General features: G+C 75.8%; 20 protein-coding genes. 8 read left to right on the top strand and 12 right to left on the bottom strand.

Annotated features, from left to right (window positions below):
- The 4 genes from K1Y72_RS31775 to K1Y72_RS31760 form a co-directional block, all read left to right on the top strand.
- On the top strand, window positions 1–1259 hold a 1259-nt coding region (locus K1Y72_RS31775; RefSeq protein WP_220170218.1), incomplete at its 5' end, for a CDP-glycerol glycerophosphotransferase family protein.
- Window positions 1246–2409 (top strand): glycosyltransferase, encoded by a 1164-nt coding sequence (locus K1Y72_RS37445; RefSeq protein ID WP_220170217.1) that lies wholly within the window; start codon window positions 1246–1248, stop codon window positions 2407–2409. The genes K1Y72_RS31775 and K1Y72_RS37445, both read left to right, overlap by 14 nt.
- 118 nt (window positions 2410–2527) lie before the next feature.
- Window positions 2528–3361, top strand: coding sequence for a TylF/MycF/NovP-related O-methyltransferase (locus tag K1Y72_RS31765; RefSeq protein ID WP_220170216.1), 834 nt, complete (start codon window positions 2528–2530; stop codon window positions 3359–3361).
- Between the two features lie 117 nt (window positions 3362–3478).
- Window positions 3479–4957 (top strand): class I SAM-dependent methyltransferase, encoded by a 1479-nt coding sequence (locus tag K1Y72_RS31760; protein WP_220170215.1) that lies wholly within the window; start codon window positions 3479–3481, stop codon window positions 4955–4957.
- Between the two features lie 133 nt (window positions 4958–5090).
- On the opposite strand, the gene K1Y72_RS31755 is transcribed toward K1Y72_RS31760, so the two are convergent.
- From K1Y72_RS31755 to K1Y72_RS31730, 6 genes are all read right to left on the bottom strand, one after another.
- Window positions 5091–5795, bottom strand: a complete 705-nt coding sequence (locus K1Y72_RS31755) for a class I SAM-dependent methyltransferase (protein ID WP_308287321.1) — start codon at window positions 5793–5795, stop codon at window positions 5091–5093.
- Window positions 5796–5878: 83 nt separating this feature from the next.
- Entirely contained in the window at window positions 5879–6907 is a 1029-nt protein-coding gene (locus K1Y72_RS36790; protein WP_258574255.1) for an SRPBCC family protein, read from the bottom strand.
- Window positions 6908–7018: 111 nt separating this feature from the next.
- Complete coding sequence (locus tag K1Y72_RS31745) at window positions 7019–7876, bottom strand: FAD binding domain-containing protein (protein ID WP_220170213.1); 858 nt, start codon at window positions 7874–7876, stop codon at window positions 7019–7021.
- Window positions 7873–10272 carry a xanthine dehydrogenase family protein molybdopterin-binding subunit gene (locus K1Y72_RS31740; RefSeq protein ID WP_220170212.1) on the bottom strand — a complete coding sequence of 800 codons (2400 nt, stop codon included), beginning with the start codon at window positions 10270–10272 and terminating at the stop codon, window positions 7873–7875. The genes K1Y72_RS31745 and K1Y72_RS31740 overlap by 4 nt, the downstream gene beginning before the upstream one ends.
- Window positions 10269–10763, bottom strand: a complete 495-nt coding sequence (locus tag K1Y72_RS31735) for a (2Fe-2S)-binding protein (protein ID WP_220170211.1) — start codon at window positions 10761–10763, stop codon at window positions 10269–10271. Before K1Y72_RS31735 ends, K1Y72_RS31740 begins: the two co-directional genes overlap by 4 nt.
- A gap of 202 nt (window positions 10764–10965) precedes the next feature.
- The gene (locus tag K1Y72_RS31730) at window positions 10966–11250 is read right to left on the bottom strand and encodes a hypothetical protein (protein ID WP_220170210.1); all 285 of its coding nucleotides are present in this window, start codon (window positions 11248–11250) and stop codon (window positions 10966–10968) included.
- A 539-nt stretch (window positions 11251–11789) separates the two neighbouring features.
- On the opposite strand from K1Y72_RS31730, the gene K1Y72_RS31725 reads away from it, so the two are divergent.
- Both K1Y72_RS31725 and K1Y72_RS31720 read left to right on the top strand, forming a co-directional pair.
- Window positions 11790–12257, top strand: coding sequence for a hypothetical protein (locus tag K1Y72_RS31725; protein ID WP_220170209.1), 468 nt, complete (start codon window positions 11790–11792; stop codon window positions 12255–12257).
- A 579-nt stretch (window positions 12258–12836) separates the two neighbouring features.
- Window positions 12837–13064: a PASTA domain-containing protein gene (locus tag K1Y72_RS31720; RefSeq protein WP_220170208.1), complete on the top strand. Its 228-nt coding sequence runs from the start codon at window positions 12837–12839 to the stop codon at window positions 13062–13064.
- 13 nt (window positions 13065–13077) lie between these two features.
- On the opposite strand, the gene K1Y72_RS31715 is transcribed toward K1Y72_RS31720, so the two are convergent.
- Window positions 13078–13539 (bottom strand): hypothetical protein, encoded by a 462-nt coding sequence (locus K1Y72_RS31715; RefSeq protein WP_220170207.1) that lies wholly within the window; start codon window positions 13537–13539, stop codon window positions 13078–13080.
- Window positions 13540–13888: 349 nt separating this feature from the next.
- On the bottom strand, window positions 13889–15409 hold the full coding sequence (locus K1Y72_RS31710; protein WP_220170206.1) for an alkaline phosphatase D family protein: 1521 nt from the start codon (window positions 15407–15409) through the stop codon (window positions 13889–13891).
- Window positions 15410–15733: 324 nt separating this feature from the next.
- On the opposite strand from K1Y72_RS31710, the gene K1Y72_RS31705 reads away from it, so the two are divergent.
- Window positions 15734–16165, top strand: a complete 432-nt coding sequence (locus K1Y72_RS31705; protein ID WP_308287320.1) for a cupin domain-containing protein — start codon at window positions 15734–15736, stop codon at window positions 16163–16165.
- A gap of 24 nt (window positions 16166–16189) precedes the next feature.
- On the opposite strand, the gene K1Y72_RS31700 is transcribed toward K1Y72_RS31705, so the two are convergent.
- The gene (locus tag K1Y72_RS31700; protein ID WP_220170205.1) at window positions 16190–16624 is read right to left on the bottom strand and encodes a hypothetical protein; all 435 of its coding nucleotides are present in this window, start codon (window positions 16622–16624) and stop codon (window positions 16190–16192) included.
- A gap of 75 nt (window positions 16625–16699) precedes the next feature.
- Window positions 16700–19672 (bottom strand): tetratricopeptide repeat protein, encoded by a 2973-nt coding sequence (locus K1Y72_RS31695; protein ID WP_220170204.1) that lies wholly within the window; start codon window positions 19670–19672, stop codon window positions 16700–16702.
- A gap of 159 nt (window positions 19673–19831) precedes the next feature.
- Here K1Y72_RS31695 and K1Y72_RS31690 point away from each other — a divergent pair, with 159 nt between their 5' ends.
- Entirely contained in the window at window positions 19832–20743 is a 912-nt protein-coding gene (locus tag K1Y72_RS31690; protein ID WP_220170203.1) for a phosphotransferase, read from the top strand.
- A 5-nt stretch (window positions 20744–20748) separates the two neighbouring features.
- Here K1Y72_RS31690 and K1Y72_RS31685 read toward each other — a convergent pair whose 3' ends face one another.
- Entirely contained in the window at window positions 20749–20955 is a 207-nt protein-coding gene (locus K1Y72_RS31685; protein ID WP_220170202.1) for a hypothetical protein, read from the bottom strand.
- Window positions 20948–22195, bottom strand: coding sequence for a PspC domain-containing protein (locus tag K1Y72_RS31680; RefSeq protein ID WP_220170201.1), 1248 nt, complete (start codon window positions 22193–22195; stop codon window positions 20948–20950). Before K1Y72_RS31680 ends, K1Y72_RS31685 begins: the two co-directional genes overlap by 8 nt.
- Between the last annotated feature and the right edge of the window lie 30 nt (window positions 22196–22225).

Here is a 22225-nt window from a genome sequence, read left to right as displayed (position 1 = left end):
CCGGCGCCCGCGCGGCGCGCCGGGTGCCGCCCGCCGCGACGCCGCGCGCCCTCGTCCGGCTCGCCGGGCGCCCGCGCGCCAAGGGCCGCGCCGCGCTGGACAGCCCCGCCGTCCGCACCCGCCTGTACCGGCACCTGTACACCCGGCTGCCGATCAAGCGCGGCACCGTCGTGTTCGAGAGCCACCTCGGCAAGCAGTACTCCGACAGCCCGCGCGCGATCTACGAGGCGCTGCGCGCGTCCGGGATCCCGATCAAGGCGGTCTGGTCCTACCGCGACGACCCGACCGGGTTCCCGTCCGACGCGCGGCTCGTCGAGCGCGGCTCGGCCGCCTACTACCGGGCGCTCGCCCGCGCCGAGTTCTGGATCGACAACCAGGGGTTCCCGGCCGCCGCCCGCAAGCGGCCCGGCACCACCTACATCCAGACCTGGCACGGCTCGGCCTACAAGCGGATGGGCTTCGACCAGCCCGACCTGAAGATGGCGCCGCCGAAGGCCCGCCGCCGGCTGCGCCGCATGGTCAAGCGGTTCGACGCGTTCGTCGTCCGCTCCGAGCACGACGTGCGCACCCTCGTCCCCGGCTTCGGCCTGGACGACGGCGCCGTCGAGCTGCTGCGCGTCGGCTACCCGCGCAACGACGCGCTCGTCACCGGCGGCGACCCGGTCGCGCTGGACGCGCTGCGGCGGCAGCTCGGCCTCGGCGACGGCCGCCGCGCCGTGCTGTACGCGCCGACGTTCCGCGGCGACGCGCGCGGCCGGGTCGACACGTTCGCCCTGCCCTTCGACGTGGACCGCTTCGTCCGCGAGTTCGGCGGCGAGTGCGTGCTGCTCGTGCGGCCGCACTACCTCAGCGCGGGCGCGGCGCCGACGTCGCCGTGCGGCACCGTCCGCGACGCCTCGCACGTGCACGACATCACCTCGCTGCTGCTCGTCAGCGACGTCCTCATCACCGACTACTCGTCGGTGATGTTCGACTTCGCGCTGCTGGACCGGCCGATGATCTTCCATGCGCCGGACCTGGACGACTACGCCGGCCGCGCCCGCGGCGCCTACTTCGACCTCGCCCAGCACGCCCCCGGCCCCGTCACCGCCGACGAGGACGGCCTCCTCGACGCGCTGCGCGGCCTGTCGCGCCCCGACGCCTACCGCGAGGCGCGGCGCCGGTTCGTCGAGGAGTTCGGCGAGTACGACACCGGCACCGCCGCCAAGAGCGTCGTCGCGCGCTTCTTCGACCCCGGAGGCCGCCGTGGCCGCGCCTGAAACGGCGAGGGCGCGGGACGTCCTCATCGTCTGCAACAACCACGAGGAGCTCGGCGGCCTCCAGACCTGGGCGCACCACCTGTCCCGGCTGCTGGCCGCCCGCGGCCACACCGTCACCCTCGTCGGGATCCACCACGTGGCCGACCCGCACGACCACGGCGACGACGCATCCTACGAGCGCGTCACTCTCTACCCGGGCAAGCCGCCGGCGCCGTGGACGCCGTCGGGGATCGCCGGCCGCGCCGACCTCGCCGCCCGGCGCCGCGAACGGCGGCGCGTCGCCGACCGCGCGGACGCCGTGGAGCGCCTGAGCGCCCTGTTCCGCGCGGCCCGCCCCGGCGGCGTCGTCATCGCCGCGCAGGTGTGGGCGATGGAATGGGTCGCCGAGGCCGACACCGCCGGCCTCCCCGTTATCGGCATGAGCCACGAGTCGTACGCGGCGACCCGCACCTCCAGCCGCTACCGGCGGGTCAAGCGGTACTTCGCGGAAGCCGACCGCTTCCTGGTGCTCACCGAGGACGACGCCGCCGCCTGGAGCCGCGACGGGATGACCAACACCGGCTGGATGCCGAACCCGCTGCACGTCGAGCCCGAGGGCCTCGCCGAGCTGGCCGCGCCGGTCGTCGCCCGCCTCGGCCGGCTCGCCTACGAGAAGGGCCAGGACATGCTCCTGGACGCCTGGGACCACGCGCGGGAGGGGCGGCCCGGCTGGACGCTCCGGCTGTTCGGGTCCGGGCCCGCCGAAGCCGCGCTGCGCAAGCAGGCGGCCGGCGCCGGGTTCGGCGCCTCGGTCGACTTCGCCGGCCCGACCAGCGACATCGGCGGCGCGCTGCGCGGCGCGTCGGTGTTCGCGCTCACCTCCCGCGAGGAGGGCTTCCCGATGGCGATCCTGGAGGCGATGGCGCACGGCGTGCCGGTCGTCGCGTTCGACTGCGCGCCGGGCGTCCGCGAGCTCGTCACCGACGGGGTGGACGGGTGCGTCGTGCCCGCCGGGCACGTGGTGGAGTTCGCGGCCGCTCTCGGACGGCTCATGGACGATCCCGAGCTGCGCCGCAAGATGGGCCGCGCCGCGCAGGAGTCGACGCGGCGGTTCGCGCCCGCGACCGTCGTCGCCCAGTGGGAGCGGCTGTTCGCGCTCCTGTACCGGTGACCGCGCCCGGCCGCGCGTCCGGCCGCGCGTTCGGCCGTCCCAAGTTACGGCCGCCGCAAGGTAAACGGATGCCCGGGGCCGGGGTGGCGGCGCGGGCCGCGTCGGTAGCTTCGCGGACATGACGTGGCGCAAGAACATCAACGGTGGTCTGCGGCAGCTCACCGGGTACGAGCTGCGCAAACCGGTCCCGTCCCCGCGGTGCGGCGCGGCCCCGAAGCGGACGGCCCGGCCCGCCGCGAAGGCCGCCGCGAAGGCCGCGCCGAAGCCGGCCGCCCCGTCCTTCCCCGCCGACTACGACGACCTGGCGAAGGCGACCATCACGGCCGTCCGCCCCTGGACGATGACGTCGCCGGAGAAGCTCAACGCGCTGATCCACGCCGTCCGCCACGTCGTCGCCCACGACGTCCCCGGCGACATCGTCGAGTGCGGCGTCTGGCGCGGCGGCAGCATGCAGGCGGCCGCGCGGACGCTGCGCGAGGCCGGCGACGAGTCCCGCGACCTGTACCTGTTCGACACCTACGAGGGCATGCCCCCGCCGAGCGGCAGGGACCTGCGCCACGACGGCGCGTCCGCCGCCGACCTGCTGGAGCGCGACGACCGCGGCAGCGGCGTGCGGGCCGTCGCGTCCCTGGAGGACGTCCGGGAGGGCTTCGCGCAGGTGGACTTCCCCGCCGAGCGCGTCCACTACGTCAAGGGCCTCGTGCAGGACACGGTGCCCGAGCGGGCGCCGGAGCGGATCTCGGTCCTGCGGCTGGACACCGACTGGTACGCCTCCACCAGGCACGAGCTGGCGCACCTGTACCCGCGGCTGTCGCCCGGCGGGGTCCTCATCCTCGACGACTACGGCTGGTGGCAGGGCTCCCGCGAGGCCGTCGAGGAGTACCTCGCCGAGACCGGCGCGCGCCTGCTGCTGCTCCGCGTCGACGAGGGGCGCATCGCCGTCAAGCCTTAGCGACGGGACGCGCGGGGAGAGCCCTCCCCAGTTCGCGGTAAAACGTCGGCCATCCCGGTGAGGGGGCCGACACGCTTGCCTACGGTCTTCGGAGCCGAGGCGATGGGAGAACGAGACGTGACCGGCAGCACCCCTGGGACACCCCGGACGCTGGAGGACGTGGACGGCTGGTTCGGCCGCCCCGACCAGCGGCTGTTCACCTGGTTCCTGGAGCGCCAGGACCGCCTTGACCAGCGGGGCGACCTGCTGGAGCTCGGCACCTACCTCGGCCGCAGCGCCGTGCTGATCGGCCGGCACGTGCGCGCCGACGAGCGCCTCACCGTGTGCGACCTGTTCGGCTCGCCGGCGCCCGACGAGGCCAACGACCGCGAGGTGACCCGCTGCTACCCGGGGCTGACCCGGGCCGACTTCGAGCGCACCTACCTGGCCTTCCACGACCGGCCGCCGGTCGTCGTCCAGGCGCCCACCTCGGTGATCTCCGACTACCTGCGGCCCGGCCGGTGCCGGTTCGCGCACGTGGACGCCTCGCACCTGTACGAGCACATGGCCGCCGACCTCGCGGTCGCGCGCAGCGCGCTCGCCCCCGAGGGGATCGTCGTCTGCGACGGGCACCGCGCCGTGCACGCGCCCGGCGCGGCCGCCGCCGTCTGGACGGCGCTGGACTCCGGCGGCCTCCGCCCGATCTGCGCCACGCCCTCGAAGCTCTACGGCACCTGGGGCGACCCGGACGCGGTGCGCGACGAACTGCTGGCGTTCCTGGCGGGCGCGGACGACCTCGTCCACGAGACCTGCCGCATCGCCGAATACGACGTGCCGTTCCTGCGCGCGCGCGACGAGGAGCCCGACGGGCTGTCCGCCGAGGACGCCGCCGAGGTCCGCGACGCCGTGCAGCGCGCCGTCACCGCCGAGGTCGCCGCCGGGCGCGCCGTCGAGCACGCCGAGGCCGCCGAGCAGCGCGCCGAGGAGCTCGCCGAGGTCGCGGCGGCCGCCGAGATCGAGGCGGCGCAGACCATCGGCCGCGCCGTCAAGGCCGAGGAGCGCGCCGAGCGCGCCGAGGAGCTCGCCACGGCCGAGGCCGCCCGCGCGGCCGCCGCCGAGGAGCGCGCCGCCGCCGCCGAGGAGCGGACGGCCACCGCCGACACGCGCATCGCCGCCGCCGAGGAGCTGGCCGCCACTGCCGAGGAGCGGGCCGCCGCCGCCGACGCGCGCGCCGTCGCCGCCGAGGAGCGCGCCGCCGCGGCCGAGGCGGAGCGGGAGGCGCTGGTGCGGGCCCGTACCGAGTCCGAGACCTCGCTCCGGCAGGCCGCCGAGCGCACCGCCGAGGCCGAGGCCGAGGCCAAGCTCCAGGAGGAGGGCCGCGAGCTCGCCGAGACGGCGCTGCGCGCCGCGACCGAGCAGCACGCCCGGCTGACGTCCGAGGCGGGCCGGCTCCGCGACAACCTGGACGCCGCGCGCCGCGAGGTCATCCGCCTCAAGGGGCAGCTCCGCCGCACCCGCATGCAGCTGCGCGCCATCCGCAACTCGCGCAGCTTCCGGATGGGCCGCGCCCTCACCGCCACCCCCCGCGCCATGCGCCGCATGACCGGCGGCTCCTGACCCGCCCCACAGGTGACCGGGTGGTCGCCGAACGTTGACTTGCGGCGTGTTGGCCTTTGGGAGCGCTCCCATAGGCCAACACGCCGCATCTCGACCTGTGGTGACTGGGTGGTCAGCTGCGGGCGGAGCGGGGTCAGCCGTCGTGGGGGCGGTGGGCGCGGGCGACGAGCCAGGTGCCGGGCAGGGACGTGGCCGGGAGCCACTGCTCGGCCGACAGCGTCCACGACAGCAGGCGGTTGACGGCGGTGCAGCGGCGGCGCGTCTCCCAGCCGTCCACCCGGTGCCGGCGGCGGCGGACGAGCGGCCGCACCACGATGCCGCGGCTCCACATCTCGTCCAGGGCGAGCCCGGCGCCCGCCAGCAGCGCCGCGAACGTGTCGCGGGTGTGCCGGCGGCTGCGGCCGAGCGCCACGTCGTGCGCCGACCAGAGCGCCATGTCGCTCGGCACCGCGACGAGCGCCGTGCCGCCCGGCTTCAGCACGCGGGTGAGCTGCGCGGCGGCGAGATGGTCGTCGTCGAGGCGCGACAGCACGTCGAACGCGACCGCCAGGTCGTAGGACGCCGACGGCAGCGGCAGCCAGCGCGGGTCGGCGAGGTGGGCGTCGGCGCCGCGCGCGCGGCAGAGCTCGACGGCGCGCTCCCCGGTGTCCACCGCCGTCACCCGCCAGCCGTGGTCGAGCAGCACCGCGCAGCCGTCGCCGATCCCGGCGCCGACGTCCACCGCCCGGCCGGGCTCGGGCAGCCGCCGCAGCTCGCGGGCGATGAGCTCGCGGCGGTCCTGGAGCCACCAGTGGCGCGGACCGGCGCCGGCGATGCGCTGCAACTCTTGCGTGTCCACAGGGCAAGCCGACGCCATCGCGCGGCCCCGGGCCACCGGCAGCGCCGGGGGCGGCCGGAAGGTTGACCGCACTTTGGCGCGGGTCAGCCCCGGCGGCGCCGCACCAGGAAGCGGAGCACCAGGAGCAGCAGCACGAGGGCGCCGGCGACCGGGGCGGCGCGCTTGGCGAGCGACGGCCCGGCGAACTCCAGCAGGTCGATCGCGTCGTCGTCGCGGGCGGCCGCGGGGACCGGGCGGAGCGGGGTGACGGAGGCGGGCGGCGCGGCCGGGCGGGGCGCCTCGGCCGCCCCGGCGTCGCGGACCTCCTGCACGGCGGCCTGCGGGTCGGGCGCGGGGACGGCCACGGGCGCGACCGGGCCGGTGTCGCGCTCGGCGTCGCGGAGCACCTCGGCGGCGCCCTGCTGGTCCACCGGGTCGCCGGCGGGCGGCTCGGCCGCCTCGGGCGCGGGCGGGACGGCGGCGAGGCCGGCCACGGCGGGGCCGGACGCGACGACCTCGGGGGCGGGCGCCGCACCGGCCCCGGCGGGGGGCGGGACGGCGGCGAGGCCGTCGGCGGGCGGGCCGTCCTCGGCCGCCTCGGCCGGCGCGACGGGCTCGGCCGGCGCCGCGGGCTTGGCGGGCCTGGCGGCGGCGGCCGTGACGACGGTCTCGGCGGGCCGCTCGGCGGCGGGGGACTCCAGCTCGGCCGCCAGGTTCCTGGCGAAGCGCGCGATGAGCTTCCCGCCGACCTCGGCGAGGATGCCGCGCCCGAACTGCGCCGGGCGGCCGGTGACGTTCAGCTTGGTGCGGACGGTGACGCGGGTCGTCGCGCCCTCGTCGTGCAGGGAGGCGGTGACGGTGGCCGCGGCGGTGCCCGAGCCGCGGGCCTCCTTGGCGGCGGCCTCGATCGTCACGGTGCGGGCGGCCTCGTCGGCGGAGGTGATGCGCGCGGTGCCGCGGTAGGTGATGGTCATCGCGCCGACCTTCACCCGCAGCCGTCCCGCGTACTCGTCGCCGTCGGCCGAGTCCAGCGTGGCGCCCGGCACGCACAGCGCGACCCGCTGCACGTCCAGCAGCACCGACCAGGCTCGATCCACCGGTACGGGGACGGTGAATTCGTGGTCGAGCTCCATGTTTTCCGTCCATTCTGCTCTGGGGCCTCTCCCGTGACCTTACGACCGACGCGCGAAGCCCCGCCAGGCGCGTCCCGTCCGGGACGGGACGCGCCCGGCGGGGCGCGGGGGTCAGACGCCGGCGGCCGCGGTGAGGGCGCGGGCCGTCAGGACGCCGGCGAGGTGCGTCCGGTACTCGGCCGACCCGTGCAGGTCGGCGGGCGGGCCGGTGCCGTCGGCGGCGTGCGCGGCGGCGGCGCGCAGCGCGTCCCGCGACAGCGTCCGGCCCTCGGCGAACCGCTCGACCGCCGACGCCCGCACCGGCACCGGCCCCATGTTGGTGAGCGCGACCCGGACGTCCTCCACGGCGCCCTGGACGCGCCGCACCGCGCACGCGACCCCGACGATCGCCCACGCCTGCGCGGTCCGGTGGAACTTCTCGTAGTGCACGCCCCAGCCCGGCCCGAGCTTGGGGATCCGGACGGCGGTGAGCAGCTCGTCGGGCTCCAGCGCGGAGGTCATCCAGTCCACGAAGAACTCCGCCGCCGGGATCTCCCGCTCGCCGCGCACCGACCGGGCGTGCAGGACGGCGTCGAGCGCGAGCGCGACGGCGGGCAGGTCGCCCGCCGGGTCGGCGTGCGCGAGCGACCCGCCGAACGTGCCGCGGTGCCGCACCGCCGGGTCGGCGACGGTGGCGGTGGCGCGGGCGAGCAGCGGCAGGTGCTCGTTGACCAGCGGGTCGCGCAGCACCTGGTGGTGGGTGGCGAGCGCGCCGATGACGACGGCGTCCCCGTCGTCGCGGATCTCGCGGAGGCCGTCCAGCCGGTCCAGGTCGACGAGGGCGTCGGGGTAGGCGAGCCGCAGCCGCAGCAGCGGCATGAGGCTCTGCCCGCCGGCGAGGACCTTGGCGTCCTCGCCCGCGTCGGCGAGGACGCGCACGGCCTCGTCCAGGGACGCGGGGCGGGCGTAGTCGAACGCCGCGGGGATCATCGCCCACCTCCGGCGGAGCCGAGGCCGCCCGCGGCGCCGGGTTCGGCGCTCGCGTGCCCGGCCCCCTGGTCGCCCCGCAGCGCCCGCCAGACGCGTTCGGGCGTGCAGGGCATGGGGACGTCGGTGACGCCGAACGGGCGGAGCGCGTCCACGACCGCGTTCACGACGGCGGGGGTGGAGGCGATCGTGCCGGCCTCGCCGACGCCCTTCACGCCGAGCGGGTTGCTCGTCGCGGGCGTCTCGGTGCGGTCGGTGGTGAAGGCCGGCAGGTCGGCGGCCGACGGGACGAGGTAGTCGGCCATCGTGGTGGTGGTGAGGTTGCCGTCGGCGTCGTAGACGGCCTCCTCGTAGAGGGCCTGCGCGATGCCCTGGGCGAGGCCGCCGTGCACCTGCCCCTCGACGATCAGCGGGTTGACGACCTTGCCGATGTCGTCGACGGCGACGTAGGAGCGCAGCCGCACCATCCCGGTCTCGGTGTCGACCTCGGCGGCGCAGAGGTGGGTGCCGTGCGGGAAGGAGAAGTTGTCGGGGTCGAAGGTGGCGTCGGAGTCCAGGGTGGGCTCGACGCCGTCGGGCAGGTCGTGCGCGGCGAACGCGGCGGACGTCACCTCCTGGAGGGTGACGCCGGCGTCGCGGACGCCGCGGACGGCGAACCGCCCGGCGGTGAACTCCAGGTCGCCCTCGGCGGCCTCCAGCAGGTGCGCGGCGAGCACCCGCGCCTTGTCGATGACCTTGTCGCAGGCGCGGTAGAGGGCGACGCCGCCGACCGCCAGCGACCGCGACCCGTAGGTGTCCATGCCCTTGGGCGACACGGCGGTGTCACCGTGCAGCACCTTGACGTCCTCGAACGGGACGCCGAGCCGGTCCGCGGTGATCTGCGCCCACGCCGTCTCGTGGCCCTGCCCGTGCGCCGACGACCCGGTCACGACCTCGACCTTGCCCGACGGCAGCACCCGCACCGCGGCGTGCTCCCAGCCGCCCGCCCCGTAGGACAGCGACCCGAGGACGCGCGACGGCGCGAGCCCGCACATCTCGGTGAACGTCGACACCCCGATCCCGAGCTGGACGGGGTCGCGGCGCTCGCGCCGGTCGGCCTGCTCGGCGCGCAGCTTGTCGTACTCGAACAGCGCGAGGGCCTTGTCGGTGGCGGCCTCGTAGTCGCCCGAGTCGTAAGTGAGCCCGGCGATCGTGTCGTAGGGGAACTCGCCGTGCCCGATCCAGTTGCGGCGCCGCACCTCGATCGGGTCGAGGCCGAGCTCGGCGGCCAGCTCGTCCATCAGCCGCTCGATGCCGAACGTCGCCTCGGGGCGGCCCGCTCCCCGGTAGGCGTCCGTCGGGGTCTTGGTGGTGAACACGCCCGTGCAGGCGAAGGAGTAGGCGTCCATCTTGTAGATGCCGTTGAACATGAACGCGCCGAGCAGCGGGATGCCGGGCGTCACGAGCATCAGGTAGGCGCCCATGTCGGCGAGCAGGTCGACCTTGAGGCCGCGGACGCGGCCGTCGCCGTCGGCGGCGAGCCGGAGGCGCTGGATCTGGTCGCGGCCGTGGTGGACGGCCATGTTGCCCTCGCTGCGCGTCTCGGTCCACTTCACCGGGCGGCCGAGGCGGCGCGCGAGCAGCAGGCAGAGCACCTCCTCGCCGTACACCTGGAGCTTGGACCCGAAGCCGCCGCCGACGTCGGGCGCGACGACGCGGATGCGGTGCTCGCCGATCCCGGTGACGGTCGCCAGCATCAGCCGCAGGATGTGCGGGATCTGGGTCGCCGAGTACAGCGTGAAGCCGTCGCCGTCGGGCTCGCAGAGCACCGCGCGCGGCTCCATCGCCGTCGGGATGAGGCGCTGCTGCACGTACCGGCGCTCCAGCACGACGGGCGCGTCGCGGAACGCCGCGTCCAGGTCGCCGTTCTCGAACACCCACCGGTAGCTCTCGTTGGTGCCGAGGTCGGCGTGCACGAGCGCGGCGCCGTCCTGGACGGCCCGCTCCATGTCGACGACCGCGGGCAGCGGCTCGTAGTCGACGTCGATGTCCTCCAGCGCGTCGTACGCCGCGTACCGGTCGCGGGCGACGACGCAGGCGACGGGCTCGCCGGCGTAGCGGACCTCCTCGACGGCCATCGGCGGGTGCGCGGGGTTGCGCATGTCCTCGGTGACGGTCCAGGCGCACGGCAGCGCGCCCTGCTCGCCGGCGAGGTCGGCGCCCGTCAGCACCGCCACCACGTTCGGGCGGCGGCGCGCGGCCTCGGCGTCCACGCCGGTGATGCGGGCGTGCGCGTAGGGGCTGCGCAGGAACGCCGCGTACAGCGTCCCGGCGGGGGCGATGTTGTCGGTCCAGCGGGTGCGGCCGGTGACGAGGCGGGCGTCCTCGGACCGGCGGCGCGCGGTGCCGATCTCGGTCACGGCGCCACCTCCCGGGCGGCGGCCGGGTCGCGCATCTCGGCGGCGGCGCGGCGGACCGCCCGCACGATGTTCTGGTAGCCGGTGCAGCGGCAGAGGTTGCCCTCCAGCCCCGCCCGGATCTCGGTCTCGGACGGGTCGGGGTTCTCCCGCAGCAGGTCGATCGCCGCCATGATCATGCCGGGGGTGCAGTAGCCGCACTGCAGCGCGTGCTCCTCGTGGAACGCGCGCTGCATCGGGTGCGGCGCGCCGCCGAGCCCGAGCCCCTCGACGGTGGTGATCTCGCGCCCGTCGGCCTGCACGGCCAGCACCGAGCAGCTCTTGACGCTGAGCCCGTCCATGAGGACGGTGCAGGCGCCGCAGTTGGAGGTGTCGCAGCCGACCGGGGTGCCGGTCCTGCCGGCCCGGTCGCGCAGATGGTGGACGAGCAGCACGCGGGGCTCGACGTCGTCCTGATGGACGGCGCCGTCGACCTCGACGGTGATGCGGGGCATGGTTCTCCCTGGGACGTCTCGGGGGGTGGGGTCGGGCTGCGGGAGAGACGTCCCGGGCGGCGGAGCGCGCTGAACAGGCCACGGCATCGGGGCCCACCTTCTCGGCGAACGTGCGTCGTGCCCGCTGCCGGACCGCGGCCACGCTAAGAACGTATGCCGGGCGCCCGCCGACTGCCAGGGCCGAATTCGCGCGGTCCGGGCGTCAGCCCCCGGCGGCCACCGGGCGGAGGCCCCGGTCGCGCATCGCGGTGAGGACGCGGACGCGCTCGGCGGGCGTGAGGCCCGCGCCGTCGAACATCTCGTGGGCGTGCACGTGGACGTAGCGCCCGACGGTGTACCCGGCCCCGGCGGCGTCCGCGCCGATCGCCTGCCGCCGGATCGGCGCCCGGTGCGCGGCGAGGAACCGCAGGATGGCGGCCCGCGCCTGCGGGCGGCGCGGCACGGGCACCCCGGCCGCGAGCAGCGCCCCGTCCACCAGCTCGATCATGACCCTCCCCCCGGTCGGCCCCTTCGCACCCTAGCTGAGCTGGGGTTTCCCGGTCCGGTCGCGCGGGCCGGTGTGTCGCATGACGGACGCCCCGCCTCCCGCGCAGGCGGGGGACGGGGCGTCCGGCCGGACGAGCTTCCCCACTCGCCGACGCGTCCAGCCTAACCCGGCGCGGCCGGTGCCGGTGTCCGCACCCGGCCAGGATCCGGGTCCGGGCCGGGAAGCGCGCACGGCGACCGCGCCGTCACGGAATGGGGACGCGTTGCCCGATGCGGTATTCGCGTTCCCTGTCACCGCCATTTATTTCTGGCCGCATCCGGCCGCATGAAAAGGCAACGTATGATCATCGACGCAGACGAACAACTGGACCCCGGTCCAGTAAGGGGGCGCCCCGGAAATCTTCTGAAAAGCATTCGCCCAGCTCATCGCGACCGCATCCGGGTCGTTCAATATTCATCGACACGAAAGGTGTTGATCTTGGTTGCGCGCTTGCGTTAGCGTCCCCGGCATCCCCTTTCCCTCCGTGCAAAGGAGTTCCCGTGGGCGTTCCCACGCGTGCCCTGACGACGGTCGCCTCGACCGTCGTCGGCGCCGGCCTCGTCGCCGGGCTGTCCGCCGCCCCCGCCGACGCGGCCACCTCGTACTACCTCGGCCGCGCCAAGACCAAGACGCTCTGCGTCTGCCACACCGGCAAGCCGAAGTACGCCGGCACGGCGAGCGGGGTCACCTACTCGACCCCGAAGAAGTACAAGGCCAAGGTCATCAAGGACTTCTACGACGGCAGCTACCGCGAGGAAGTCGTCATCCGGCACTTCTACTTCAAGAAGGCCACCCGCAAGAAGTACTGCGACGGCAACGGGTACATCTACCTGTACTCCTACGGAGTGTCGTCGTCCAAGTACTACCGCGACCAGACGCAGATCTGGTGGAACTACGGCGGCAGCCGCCAGCTCGGCTACAACAAGTGGACGGGCTTCAAGGCGGGCTGGGGCGGCAAGACCCCGTGACGCGCCATTCCCCGGCGCTCCCGAGCGCCGGGGAATTCCCGCCCTTTTCCGTGTTGTCCGGTGGCCGCGAGCGGCACCGCGAACGGCTGATCCCCGCTGATAAGGGCTTCGCCGGGTCGGTGGGTGGAATCCGCCGGTCGGGATCGCGGCAGCGGTGAAGTCGATCGATCATCGGTGCCCCGGGCGGGGCCGGTGGGACGCCTGACTGCCGATTCAGTGAGATTCATGTAACGGGGCAACCGCATACTGTAGTGCCGCGTCCTATCCGGCGTGACTTCCCCTTACGCACCGCCACCGCCCCCGTACCCGCCGCATCTCGCGCCGCACGGCGCGCTCCGGCCGCCGCAACTGATGACGAGGAAGGTCGGCTGTCTCGTCGCCGGTGCGGCCGCGGTCGGCGGGCTCCTGTTCGGATGCACCGCGGGCGTCGCCGCGTCCAAGGCGCCCGTCCCGGCCGCGACGGTCACCGTGACCGCAACCCCGCAGGTTGCAGCCGCAGTTCCGCAGCAGACGCGGCAGCCGTCCGTGAAGGCGGTCCCGGCGGCTCCGTCCGTCCCGGCCGCACCGTCGAAACCGGCCGTGCCGGTGACCGTGCAGATGCCGAGCCTGATCGGAAAGAACGGCGCCGTCGCCCAAGACCGCCTGGAGTCGCTCGGCGTGACGGACGTCACGTTCGGATCGGCGGACCCGAACGCGTCCGTGGTGCTGCTGCCGCAGAACTGGAAAGTGGTGAAGCAGTCGCCGGCGCCCGGCGCGAGGATGAAGCCGGGCGGCGCGGTCGTGCTCACCTGCGTGAAGCTCGCCTGACCGGCCGCGCGGGTCACGGCGGGCGGGCCCCATCGGGGACCATCTCCAGGCGCTGGCCGCAGGGGAGGAGGACGATGCCCGCGGGGCCGAGGTCGTCGGCGGGGAGGCGGTGGGCCGTCTCGACAGGGGCGTTGCAACCCGGGCAGGTCGGCTGGTCGCGGGCGTCGTACCAGGTGCCGCCCGCGGGCGTCGGGAGGAGCGGGCCCGTCTCGGACTCCGGGACCGTCCAGCGGACGCCGAGGTCGTCCAGAGGATGGCGGGGACGGACGGTGGCGGGGGTGTAGGCGAAGCAGCCGGGCTCGCCGCGGACGGTGAGCAGCACGGCGCGGGCAGCGCCCGGTCCGAGGAGCCAGCCGGTGATCTCGGCGGGCTGCCAGCCGCCGAGGCGGAGCCAGGCGGCGCGGTGGCGCGGCTCGGCGCGCCGGGCGCCGTCGGGCGGGAAGACGCGCTCGGCGTCGTGCTGGCCTCGGCTCACACCCCCATCATCGATCATGCGTTCGAAGAACGCGCGCACCGGGTCCGTTCCGGGAGCAAGAGCGCGTGGCCGGCGCGCTGGAAGAGCGATCGCGGACGTCGGATCGCCGCGATGGTCCGGTCGGGCGGGGTGCCGCCGGGCGTGTCCAGGATGCTGAGGGCTTCGCCCAACTCGGTGGCCTCGGGGACGCGCCGAGCCCGCACGACGGCGAGGACTTCGGGACGGTGCGCGCCGTCTCGTCCGGACGGGCCGTGCCCGCCGTCCGGCGGGCGCGCTCGTAGCGGACCCGCTCCCTGGGGGAAGGGCGCGGCCCGGCCCCGGGAAACGAGACCGGGCCGCGCGGCGCCGGTCAGCGGCGCGGGAAGAGGTCCTGCGAGTAGAGGACGGTGCCGTTGATGTCGCGCAGGTTCACCGTCAGCTCCTCGGTGCGGCCGTCGATCTCGACCTGGCCGAAGAACTGGTGGCCGGCCGCGGGCGACGCGTTCGCGTACGGCGCGACCTTCTGGAACTTGAGCTGCGGGCCGAAGGTCGCGTCGAGGGTGTTCGGCCCGAAGGTCCCGGCGTTGAGGGGGCCGGAGACGAACTCCCAGAACGGGTCGAAGTCCTGGAAGGCCGCCTTGTCCGGGTCGTAGTAGTGCGCCGCCGTGTAGTGGACGTCGGCGGTCAGCCACACCGTGTTGCGGACGCGGCGCCGCTTGATGTGGCGGAGGACGTCGGCGATCTCGCGCTCGCGGCCGAGCGGCAGGCCCGGGTCGCCCTGCGCGGCGGCCTCCTGGTTCGCGCCGTCGGGGACGACCAGCCCGAGCGGCAGGTCGTTCGCGATGACCTTCCAGGTGGCGCGGGACGCGGCCAGCTCGCGCTTCAGCCACGCCGTCTGCTCGGCGCCGAGCAGCCCCTCGGTGAGGCCGGGCTCGGTGCCGGCGGTGTTCGGGCTCTTGTGGGTGCGCATGTCGAGCAGGAACACGTCCAGCAGCGGCCCGTAGGAGATCTTGCGGTAGATGCGGCCGCCGCGCTGCGCGCGCACGGCGATCGGGGTGTACTCGAACATCGCCCGCCGCGCGCGCTGCGCGAGGACGTCCGCGCGCTTCTCGGTGAATCCGGGACGGTCCAGGATCTCGCCCGGATACCAGTTGTTGGCGACCTCGTGGTCGTCCCACTGGTACAGCATCGGCACGTCGGCGTTGAACGCGCGGAACGCCTCGTCCTGGAGGTTGTAGCGGAACTGGCCGCGGTAGTCGGCGAGGGTCTGCGCGATGTGCGACTTCTCCTCGGTGACGACGTTGCGCCAGGTGCTCCCGTCCGGCAGCGCGACGGTCGCGGACAGCGGGCCGTCGGAGTAGACGAGGTCGCCGCTGCACAGGAAGAAGTCGGGGTCCACCGCCCGCATCGCGCGGAAGATCCGGTAGCCGCCGCGGGCGGGGTCGATGCCCCAGCCCTGCCCGGCGAGGTCGCCCGACCAGACGAACGACAGGTCGCGGCGGTCGCGCGGCGCGGTGCGGAGCCGCCCGGCGACGGGCGCCGAGTCGTCGAGGCGGACCCGGTAGTGCAGCTCGGTGCCGGCCGGCAGGCCGCGCAGGAACGCCTTGCCGGTGAGGTCGGTGTCGGGCGTCAGGTAGGGGCCGGGGACGCGGACCGCGCCGCGGAAGTCGGGGCGCCGCGCGACCTCGACGACCATCCGCGCCGGCCGGTCGGCGCGCGCCCAGATCACCGCCTCGCCCGCGGTGACGTCGCCGGCCTGCACGCCGTGCGTCAGCACCGGCCGCGACCGCAGCAGGGACGGCGCCGCGAGCGCCGGGGACGCGGCGGACGCGAGCGCCGCGCCTCCCGCGACCAGCCCGCCGCGCAGCACACTCCGCCGGTCCAGCTCCATCGGGGACTCCGTTCTCCAGGGGGTACCCGGCGGATGCTCCTCCGGCGCGGCGGCGGCCCGGCGGCGGCCCGGCGGCCCGGAACCGACCGCGGCGTGAACGGAAAGAGGAAGATCCTTCGGTGTCCGACTTGACAACGCTCGGTGACGGAGTGTCTGCTAGTCCGCATGCCAGCGCGATTCCTCGTCTGCAGCCCCGCGGCGCCCCGCCGCGCGGCCGGCGCGCTGTGTCCTTCGTGTTGTTGTCGCTGACAGCGGCGTTCTCCGGCGGGTGACGGCTCCCCGCCCCCTCGGTTGCATCCACCTTCTCGACACGAAGGACCTGTCGTGGTTCCCGACATCACCATGCGTGGTCAGGCCGATCCGCACGGCCGCGCCGTCGCCGAGCGGCCGCCGACGGCGGGCCAGCTCGCCGCCCGCCTCGCCGCCCTCGCCGCCCGCCCCGAGCGGTGGTGGCACCTGGCCCGGTTCGAGGCCGGCGCGCCCGTGCGGGCGGAGCTGGCCGACCCCGGCGGCGTCCGGCTCTGGCTGACGACCTGGCCGCCCGGCCACCGCTCCGACCTGCCGGGCGGCGACGGCACCGAGGTCAGCGCGCTGGTCGCGGGCGAGCTGGCGGAGACGACGCTCGCCGCCGACGGCGTCACCGAGCGGCCGCTCCGCACCAACCGGGTGCGGGTGCACGGCGGCGGCGACGCCCGCGTCCTCGCCAACCCCGGCCCCGCCTACGCCATCACCCTGCACGCCGCCCTGCCCGCCTGATCCCAGGCACGCCGCCGGGCGGCGTCAGCGGTGGCGGAACAGGTCGGGCAGCACCGTGTCCGGCAGAGGCCCGCACAGCGTGAACAGCAGCAGGGTGACGGGCACGTCCGCCCGGTAGGCGGCCACGGCCCGGTGGGTTCCGTCCAGCAGCAGGTCCCGGTCCGCGCGGACGCGGAGCGCCGGCAGCACGAGCTGGACCGGCTCGCCCTCACGGCGGAACAGCCGCTCCAGCTCGGCCAGCCGTGCCCGCCGCGCGGTGTCCCAGCCCTCCCGGCGCGCGGCCGCCTGGCGGACGTCGTGCGCGACGGCGCCCGGATGGTGCCAGTCGGTCTGCGCGCCCTCCGGCGTGGTGTACCAGACGGTGCGCAGGTCGCCGAGGAGGGAGCGGGAACCGCTGAAGCACTCCAGCACCGAGTAGCGGGGGTCGGTCACCACGTCGGGCGACAGCTGCGCGCGCACGTGGCGCTTCAGGAAGATGTCCGCGAACTGGGCGGTGTCGATGGCGGTCGTCCCTTCCCCGGGCCGTGGCCCGGATCATGCCGTGGCCCTGATGCGTTCGGCGCGCTCGCGGAGCCGCGCCGCCTCGTCCGCCGGCACGCCCGGCAGGGCGGCGAGGGCCAGCGCGGGGCGGACGAGCTTCGGATGGCCGGGACCGTAGCAGCGCTCGACGATGGTGAGCGTGCCGCGGAGCGCCTCGGCCGCCTCCTCGTTCCGGCCCACGGCGGCGAGGACGGGGCCGTACTCGGCGAGGATCTCGGCGACGTAGGGGTGGTCGGCGCCGTAGAGGCCCTCGTAGAGGAGGAGCCCCTCGCGCATGAGCAGCAGCGCCTCCTCGGCCTCCCCCCGGTGCGCCAGGGCCACGGCATACAGCTTCTCGGCCTGGACGGTGCTCGGATGCTTGCCGAGGGTGCTGCGGTAGGTGGCGACGACGGGGGCGAGCAGCCGCGCCGCGCCCGCGTGGTCGCCGAGGGCGATCAGCACCGCCGCCAGCGTCTTGCGCTGCTCGATCACCCGGAAGTGGGTGTCGCCGAACCGGTCGGCGAGCGCGTCGGACACCGCGGTGAGCCGCTCGGCCGTCGCCGCCAGCATCTCCCGATCGCCGAGCAGCACGCCGAGGTCGTGCCCGAAGTAGGCGAGACCGCCCTCGGCGACCAGCGTCCGGCCGTCCTCCTCCCCGTACATGCCGCGCAGCGTTTCCACGACGCCTCGCATCATGCCGACCGCCTCGCGGAAGTGGCCCTGGCGCCACCGCACCGTCGCACGCGCGTCGTCGATCTCGGGGAGCCGCGGGTCGTCCGGCGGGCAGTGCTCGGCGATCAGCCGGTGGCCGCGCTCCGCCGAGGCGTAGGCGCCGTCCAGCTCGGAGAACTCCATCAGCACCCAGCACCGCCACAGCAGGAACTTGTACAGGGCGGGGTCGTCGGGTCCGCGGACCGCCTCCATCGTGTCGAGCGCGCCCTGCACGGAGGCGCGGGCGGCCTCGATGTCGGCCAGCCGGAACTGGGCGATGCCCTGGCACAGCCAGGTCTCGGCGACCTGCTCGCTCCGCTCGCCGTGCGCGCGGGCCCGGAGCGCCCGCGCGGCGTCGAGCGGCTCGACCGCCACGTCGTAGCCGGACCGCTCGATCAGGTAGCGGCCGACGGCGTGCAGCAGCGCGCCGAGGGGCGCCCCGGTCCGCTCCAGGGCGGGCGGGGCGGGACGGCCCGCCGGCAGCGCCCGCTCCAACCGCCGCAGGTTGGCGTGCACGGCGAGCACGTGCGCGAGGAGCCGCGAGCAGACCGGCCAGCGGCCGCTCTCGTTCACCCGCTCGGGGAACACCTCGGCGAGCGCGAGCGTGGCGGTCTCCAGCCAGCGCGCGCCCTCCTCGGGCGTCATCTCCAGCCGCACCACCGCCTGCACGAGCCGGTGCACCGACACCTCGCCGTCGTCGACCCGGATCAGCGAGTAGCGGGCGAGCGGCTGGACGGCGAGATGGTAGGCGACCGGATCGCCCGCGGCGCCGGGCAGCCGCCCGGTGAGCGGGCCGAGCAGGTCGCGGGAGATCCGGTCGGGTGCCAGCATCGCCCAGAGCCGCATCAGGTCGAGCGCGAGCGGCTCCTGCTCGTTGGCGCGGCGCAGCGACAGCGACCAGGTCATCGCGACCGGCTTCTCGTTCGGGTCGGGCCGGAACCGCTCCAGGATGTGGTCGAGGCGGCTCTCCAGCGTCTGCCGGTACTCCTCCAGGGTGAGGCCCGACAGCCGGACGTAGGCGACGGCGTGCGCGAGCGCCAGCGGGAGCTGCCCGAGCATGCGGGCGACGGCGAGCGCGGCGGCCTCCTCGTCACGGCCGGTCTGCTCGCAGAGCATCGCGGCGGCGGTGCGGTCGTCGAGCGGCGGGACCTCCAGGCAGGCGTCCGGCGCGACCAGCCCGGCGAGGTCCGACAGCCGGGAGGTGATCAGCAGGTGGCCGCCGCCCGGCGGCCAGTGCCCGGCGAGCTCGCTGCCCTCGTCGGCGTTGTCGTAGATCAGCAGCCAGCCCGAGCGGCGGCGCAGCTCCGCCCACAGCTCGGCGATCATCTGGTCGGCGTCGGCCTGCTCGGCGACGCCGAGGGCGAGGGCGAGCTTCAGCAGGCTGCCGCGCAGGTCGGTCGGGCTGTCGGCGGTGAGCCACCAGACGATCTCGTAGTGCCGCCGGTAGCGGTGCGCGTAGTTGACGGCGGTGCTGGACTTGCCGACGCCGCCGAGGCCGCGGAGCGCGGTGACCGCGACGCCGTCGCCGGCGCCGCGCACCAGCCGCTCGCGGACCTCGCGGAGCAGCCGGTCGCGGCCGACGAACCCCGGGTCGGGCGGCCGCAGGTTGGCGACCGCCGGCCCCATCCGCGGGAACGGGATCCCGGCGGCGGACGGCAGCTGCGCGGCGGCCGGGCCGACCGCGCCGATCACGCCGTGCCGGGCGAGCGCGGCGAGCAGCGTGCCGGAGGCGGCGGCCTCGTCCGCGCCGCCGATGTCGACGATCTCCCGGGCGGCCAGCCGGGGCGGGACGGCGCAGTCCTCCATCCGGACCACCAGGAGCCGCGCCGGATCGGCGGGCTCGAAGCCGGTGTCCGCCAGCAGCTCCCAGGTGGTGGACAGCACCAGCAGCTCCCAGCCGCCCGCCGGCGCGGCGTCCCAGGGCCGGCTCCCGACCTCGACGCCGGGGACGGCGCGCAGGCACGCCTGCACCCAGTGCCCGCCGGTCGCGTCGGCGGGGTGGTAGACCACCGTCACCCGGCGCGGCGGCACCGCCGGCCGGCGCGGGTCGCGGAGGCGGGCGCGGCGCCGCGCCTCCAGGTAGGTGCCGCCGCCGACGACCAGCGAGGAGAACACGCTGAGCGAGACCGGCACGGCCCCCGCCGTCGGCGGCACCTGCGCGGCGATCCCGGCGTAGGCGCCGAGCCCGACCGCCACCCCGGCGCCGGCCGGGACGCCGTGCGCCTCCCGGGCGCGGCGCAGCCGCGCGCGGAGGCCGCCCTCCCGCCGTTCCGGCATCCGGACCCCCGATCCGCGATGATGTGGTTCCTCCTCCGGTATTGAGACGCATCGGAGATCGGCTTGTCTCCCTTCCCGCATCGCCCCGATGACCGAAACCCTTTTACGGCCGCGGCCGGCGGCCCGCTGGCCGCCGCGCTGCGCGCGCAGATCGCCGCGGTGGACCGCCGGGTCGCGCTGACCGGCGGGCGGGACGGCGGTGACCGGACGGAGATCCGGACGGCCGCGGCCCTCGCGGCGGACCTCGCCGGGCGGCTCGGGCTCGGCCGGTTCCGCGGCCCGCTCACCCACAACGCGGGCCGCCCGCAGCTCGTGCTCGAATTCGCCGGCGGCGCGTCCGGCGAGGTCGTCCTCAAGGTCTACGGCAAGCGCCGGGCGGGGGAGGCGCAGGCGCTCCGGCACTGGACGCGCCACGGGATCCCAGCGGCCACCGTGCTCGACGGCGGCGACGACCCGGCGACCTGGCTGCTGATGCGGCGCGTGGACGGCGCCGCGCTGGCCGGGACGGGCGCGGCGGCCGGCGCGCGGCTGCCGGGGCTCACGCGCGAGCTGGCCGAGGTGCTGCGCGCGGCGCACGCGTCCGGGGGCACCGCCCTGCCGGGCGCCCGGCCGCTCGCCGCCGTGCTGCCCGGCCGCCTGCGGGCGTCGGCCGCCGCGCTGGAGCGCCACGGCCACGTCCCGCCCGCGGGCTGGCGGGACGCCGCCGCGGCCTACGGGCAGGGACCGGCGGTGCTGCTGCACGGCGACCTCGGGCTCGGCAACGTGCTGCGCGAGCGGGCGGGCGGGCTGCTCCTGCTGGACGCGAGCGCCTACACGGGGCCGGCCGCGTTCGACGCGGCCCGCTGGTGCGCGCGGGTCGGTGGCGCGGACGCCGCGCCCGCCGCGCTCGCGGCCTGGTCGGCGGGCGAGGCGGGGCTGGACGCCGCGCAGGCCCGCGTCCTGCTCGGCCTGGAACTGCTGCTGGAGGGCGGCATCCGCGAGATCGTCAGGGAGCAGCAGGGGAGGGCGTCGGCCGCCGGCGACCGGACGGCCGCTGCGTTCGTGCGGGCGGCCGCGCGCTGCCTGAGCTGACGCGGCTACCTGCGGCGGCGGCGGGTGAGGACGTGGACGATGCCGGCGAGGCCGAGGCCGGCGACGACGACCGGCCCGAACACCAGCATCTCCACGACGGGGCGGCCGGTCAGGCCGGACCGGAGGAACACCGCGCCGGCGGCGAGGAACAGCAGGCCGGTGACGACGGCGCCGGGGTCGAAGCGGCGCCCGCGGGCGGGGCGCTCAGGCACGGGACACCTCCACGTCGCCGAGGCGCCCGCGGACCCGCAGCTCGATCACCGGCGGGTCCGCGACCTGCCCCTCGGGCTCCCAGACCTCGGTGACCCGCGCGTTCGGGCCGCCGATCGTCCGCGACCCGACGACGAGGTCGCCCATCCGCACCCGCGCGTCCAGCACCACCCGGGCGCCCGCCGGGATGCGCACCTTCAGCTCCCCGAACGTCACCTGCGCGTCGATCGCGACCCGCTGGCCGCCCGCGACGGCGAGGTCGGTCAGGTCCAGATTCCCCACGCCGATCCCCAACCTGTAGTCCTGCGGCGCGCTGACGGCGCCGGTGGGCCGCCACACCACGTCCCCGTACCGGCTGCCCTCGGGCAACTCGCTCACCACCCCACCGGCCAGCAACGCGAAGGTCAGCAGCGTGCCCGCGGTGGCCAGCCCGCGGACGCGGACGAATCCGCCGATCACCAGCCCGGCGCCGATCACCAGGAGCGCGGCGCCGCCGGCCATGAGGACCGCGCGCGGCGCGCCGTGCTCCCGCGCCGCGGGCAGCACGAGCGCTCCGACGGCGCACGCGAGCAGCAACGTAATCCAGGTGAGCGGCGACGTCTTCTGGTTTTTCGCGCGCGCGACCGGGGGCTCCGACATGGCGTCCGTCGCGCCGTAGGCGGTGACGTCCGGCGGCGCGGCCGCCCGCGCCGACGCCGAGTAGGCGGCCAGGTCGACCATGCCCTCGCCCAGACCGTCGGCGGCGAGCTCGTCCAGCGCCACCGGCCGGGTGTCGCGGGGGACGTCCTGCGGCGGGCGCCCCTGGAGCCGCTCGGGCAGCAGCCGCACCTGCTCGCGCAGGTCGACGCCCCGGGCGTGCGCGACGAGCAGCACCAGCCCGAAGACGGTGAGGACGGTCAGCGCGTCCGACGAGACGCCGCCGATCAGCCCGGCCGCGACCGACAGGGCGAGCGCCAGCCCGAGCAGCGACAGCACCGCCGCGCCGTCGAACCGGCGCTTCAGCGGCTGCTCGATCGGCGCGGCCACGCCCGGTTCGGACGGCATCAGCAGCACGGCGCCGATGTAGAGCACGATGCCCTGTCCTTGGGCGAGGGTCAGCACGGCGAACCCGGCCCGGTACACCAGCGGGTCGATGCCGGTGTAGCGCCCGAGGCCGCTGCAGACGCCCGCGATGATGCGCCCCTCGGGGACGCGCGGCATCCGCCGGGGCGGCGTTTCGGTGCTCACGGGACGTTCGGTCATGCCCTCATCGTGGCGCGGCCGACCGCCCCC

Origin of the sequence: Actinomadura parmotrematis, from assembly GCF_019458805.1 — a bacterium.
GTDB classification, from domain to species: domain Bacteria; phylum Actinomycetota; class Actinomycetes; order Streptosporangiales; family Streptosporangiaceae; genus Spirillospora; species Spirillospora parmotrematis.
The sequence above is the reverse complement of the archived record's forward strand: the minus strand, read 5'-3'. Positions and strand labels throughout refer to the sequence as shown.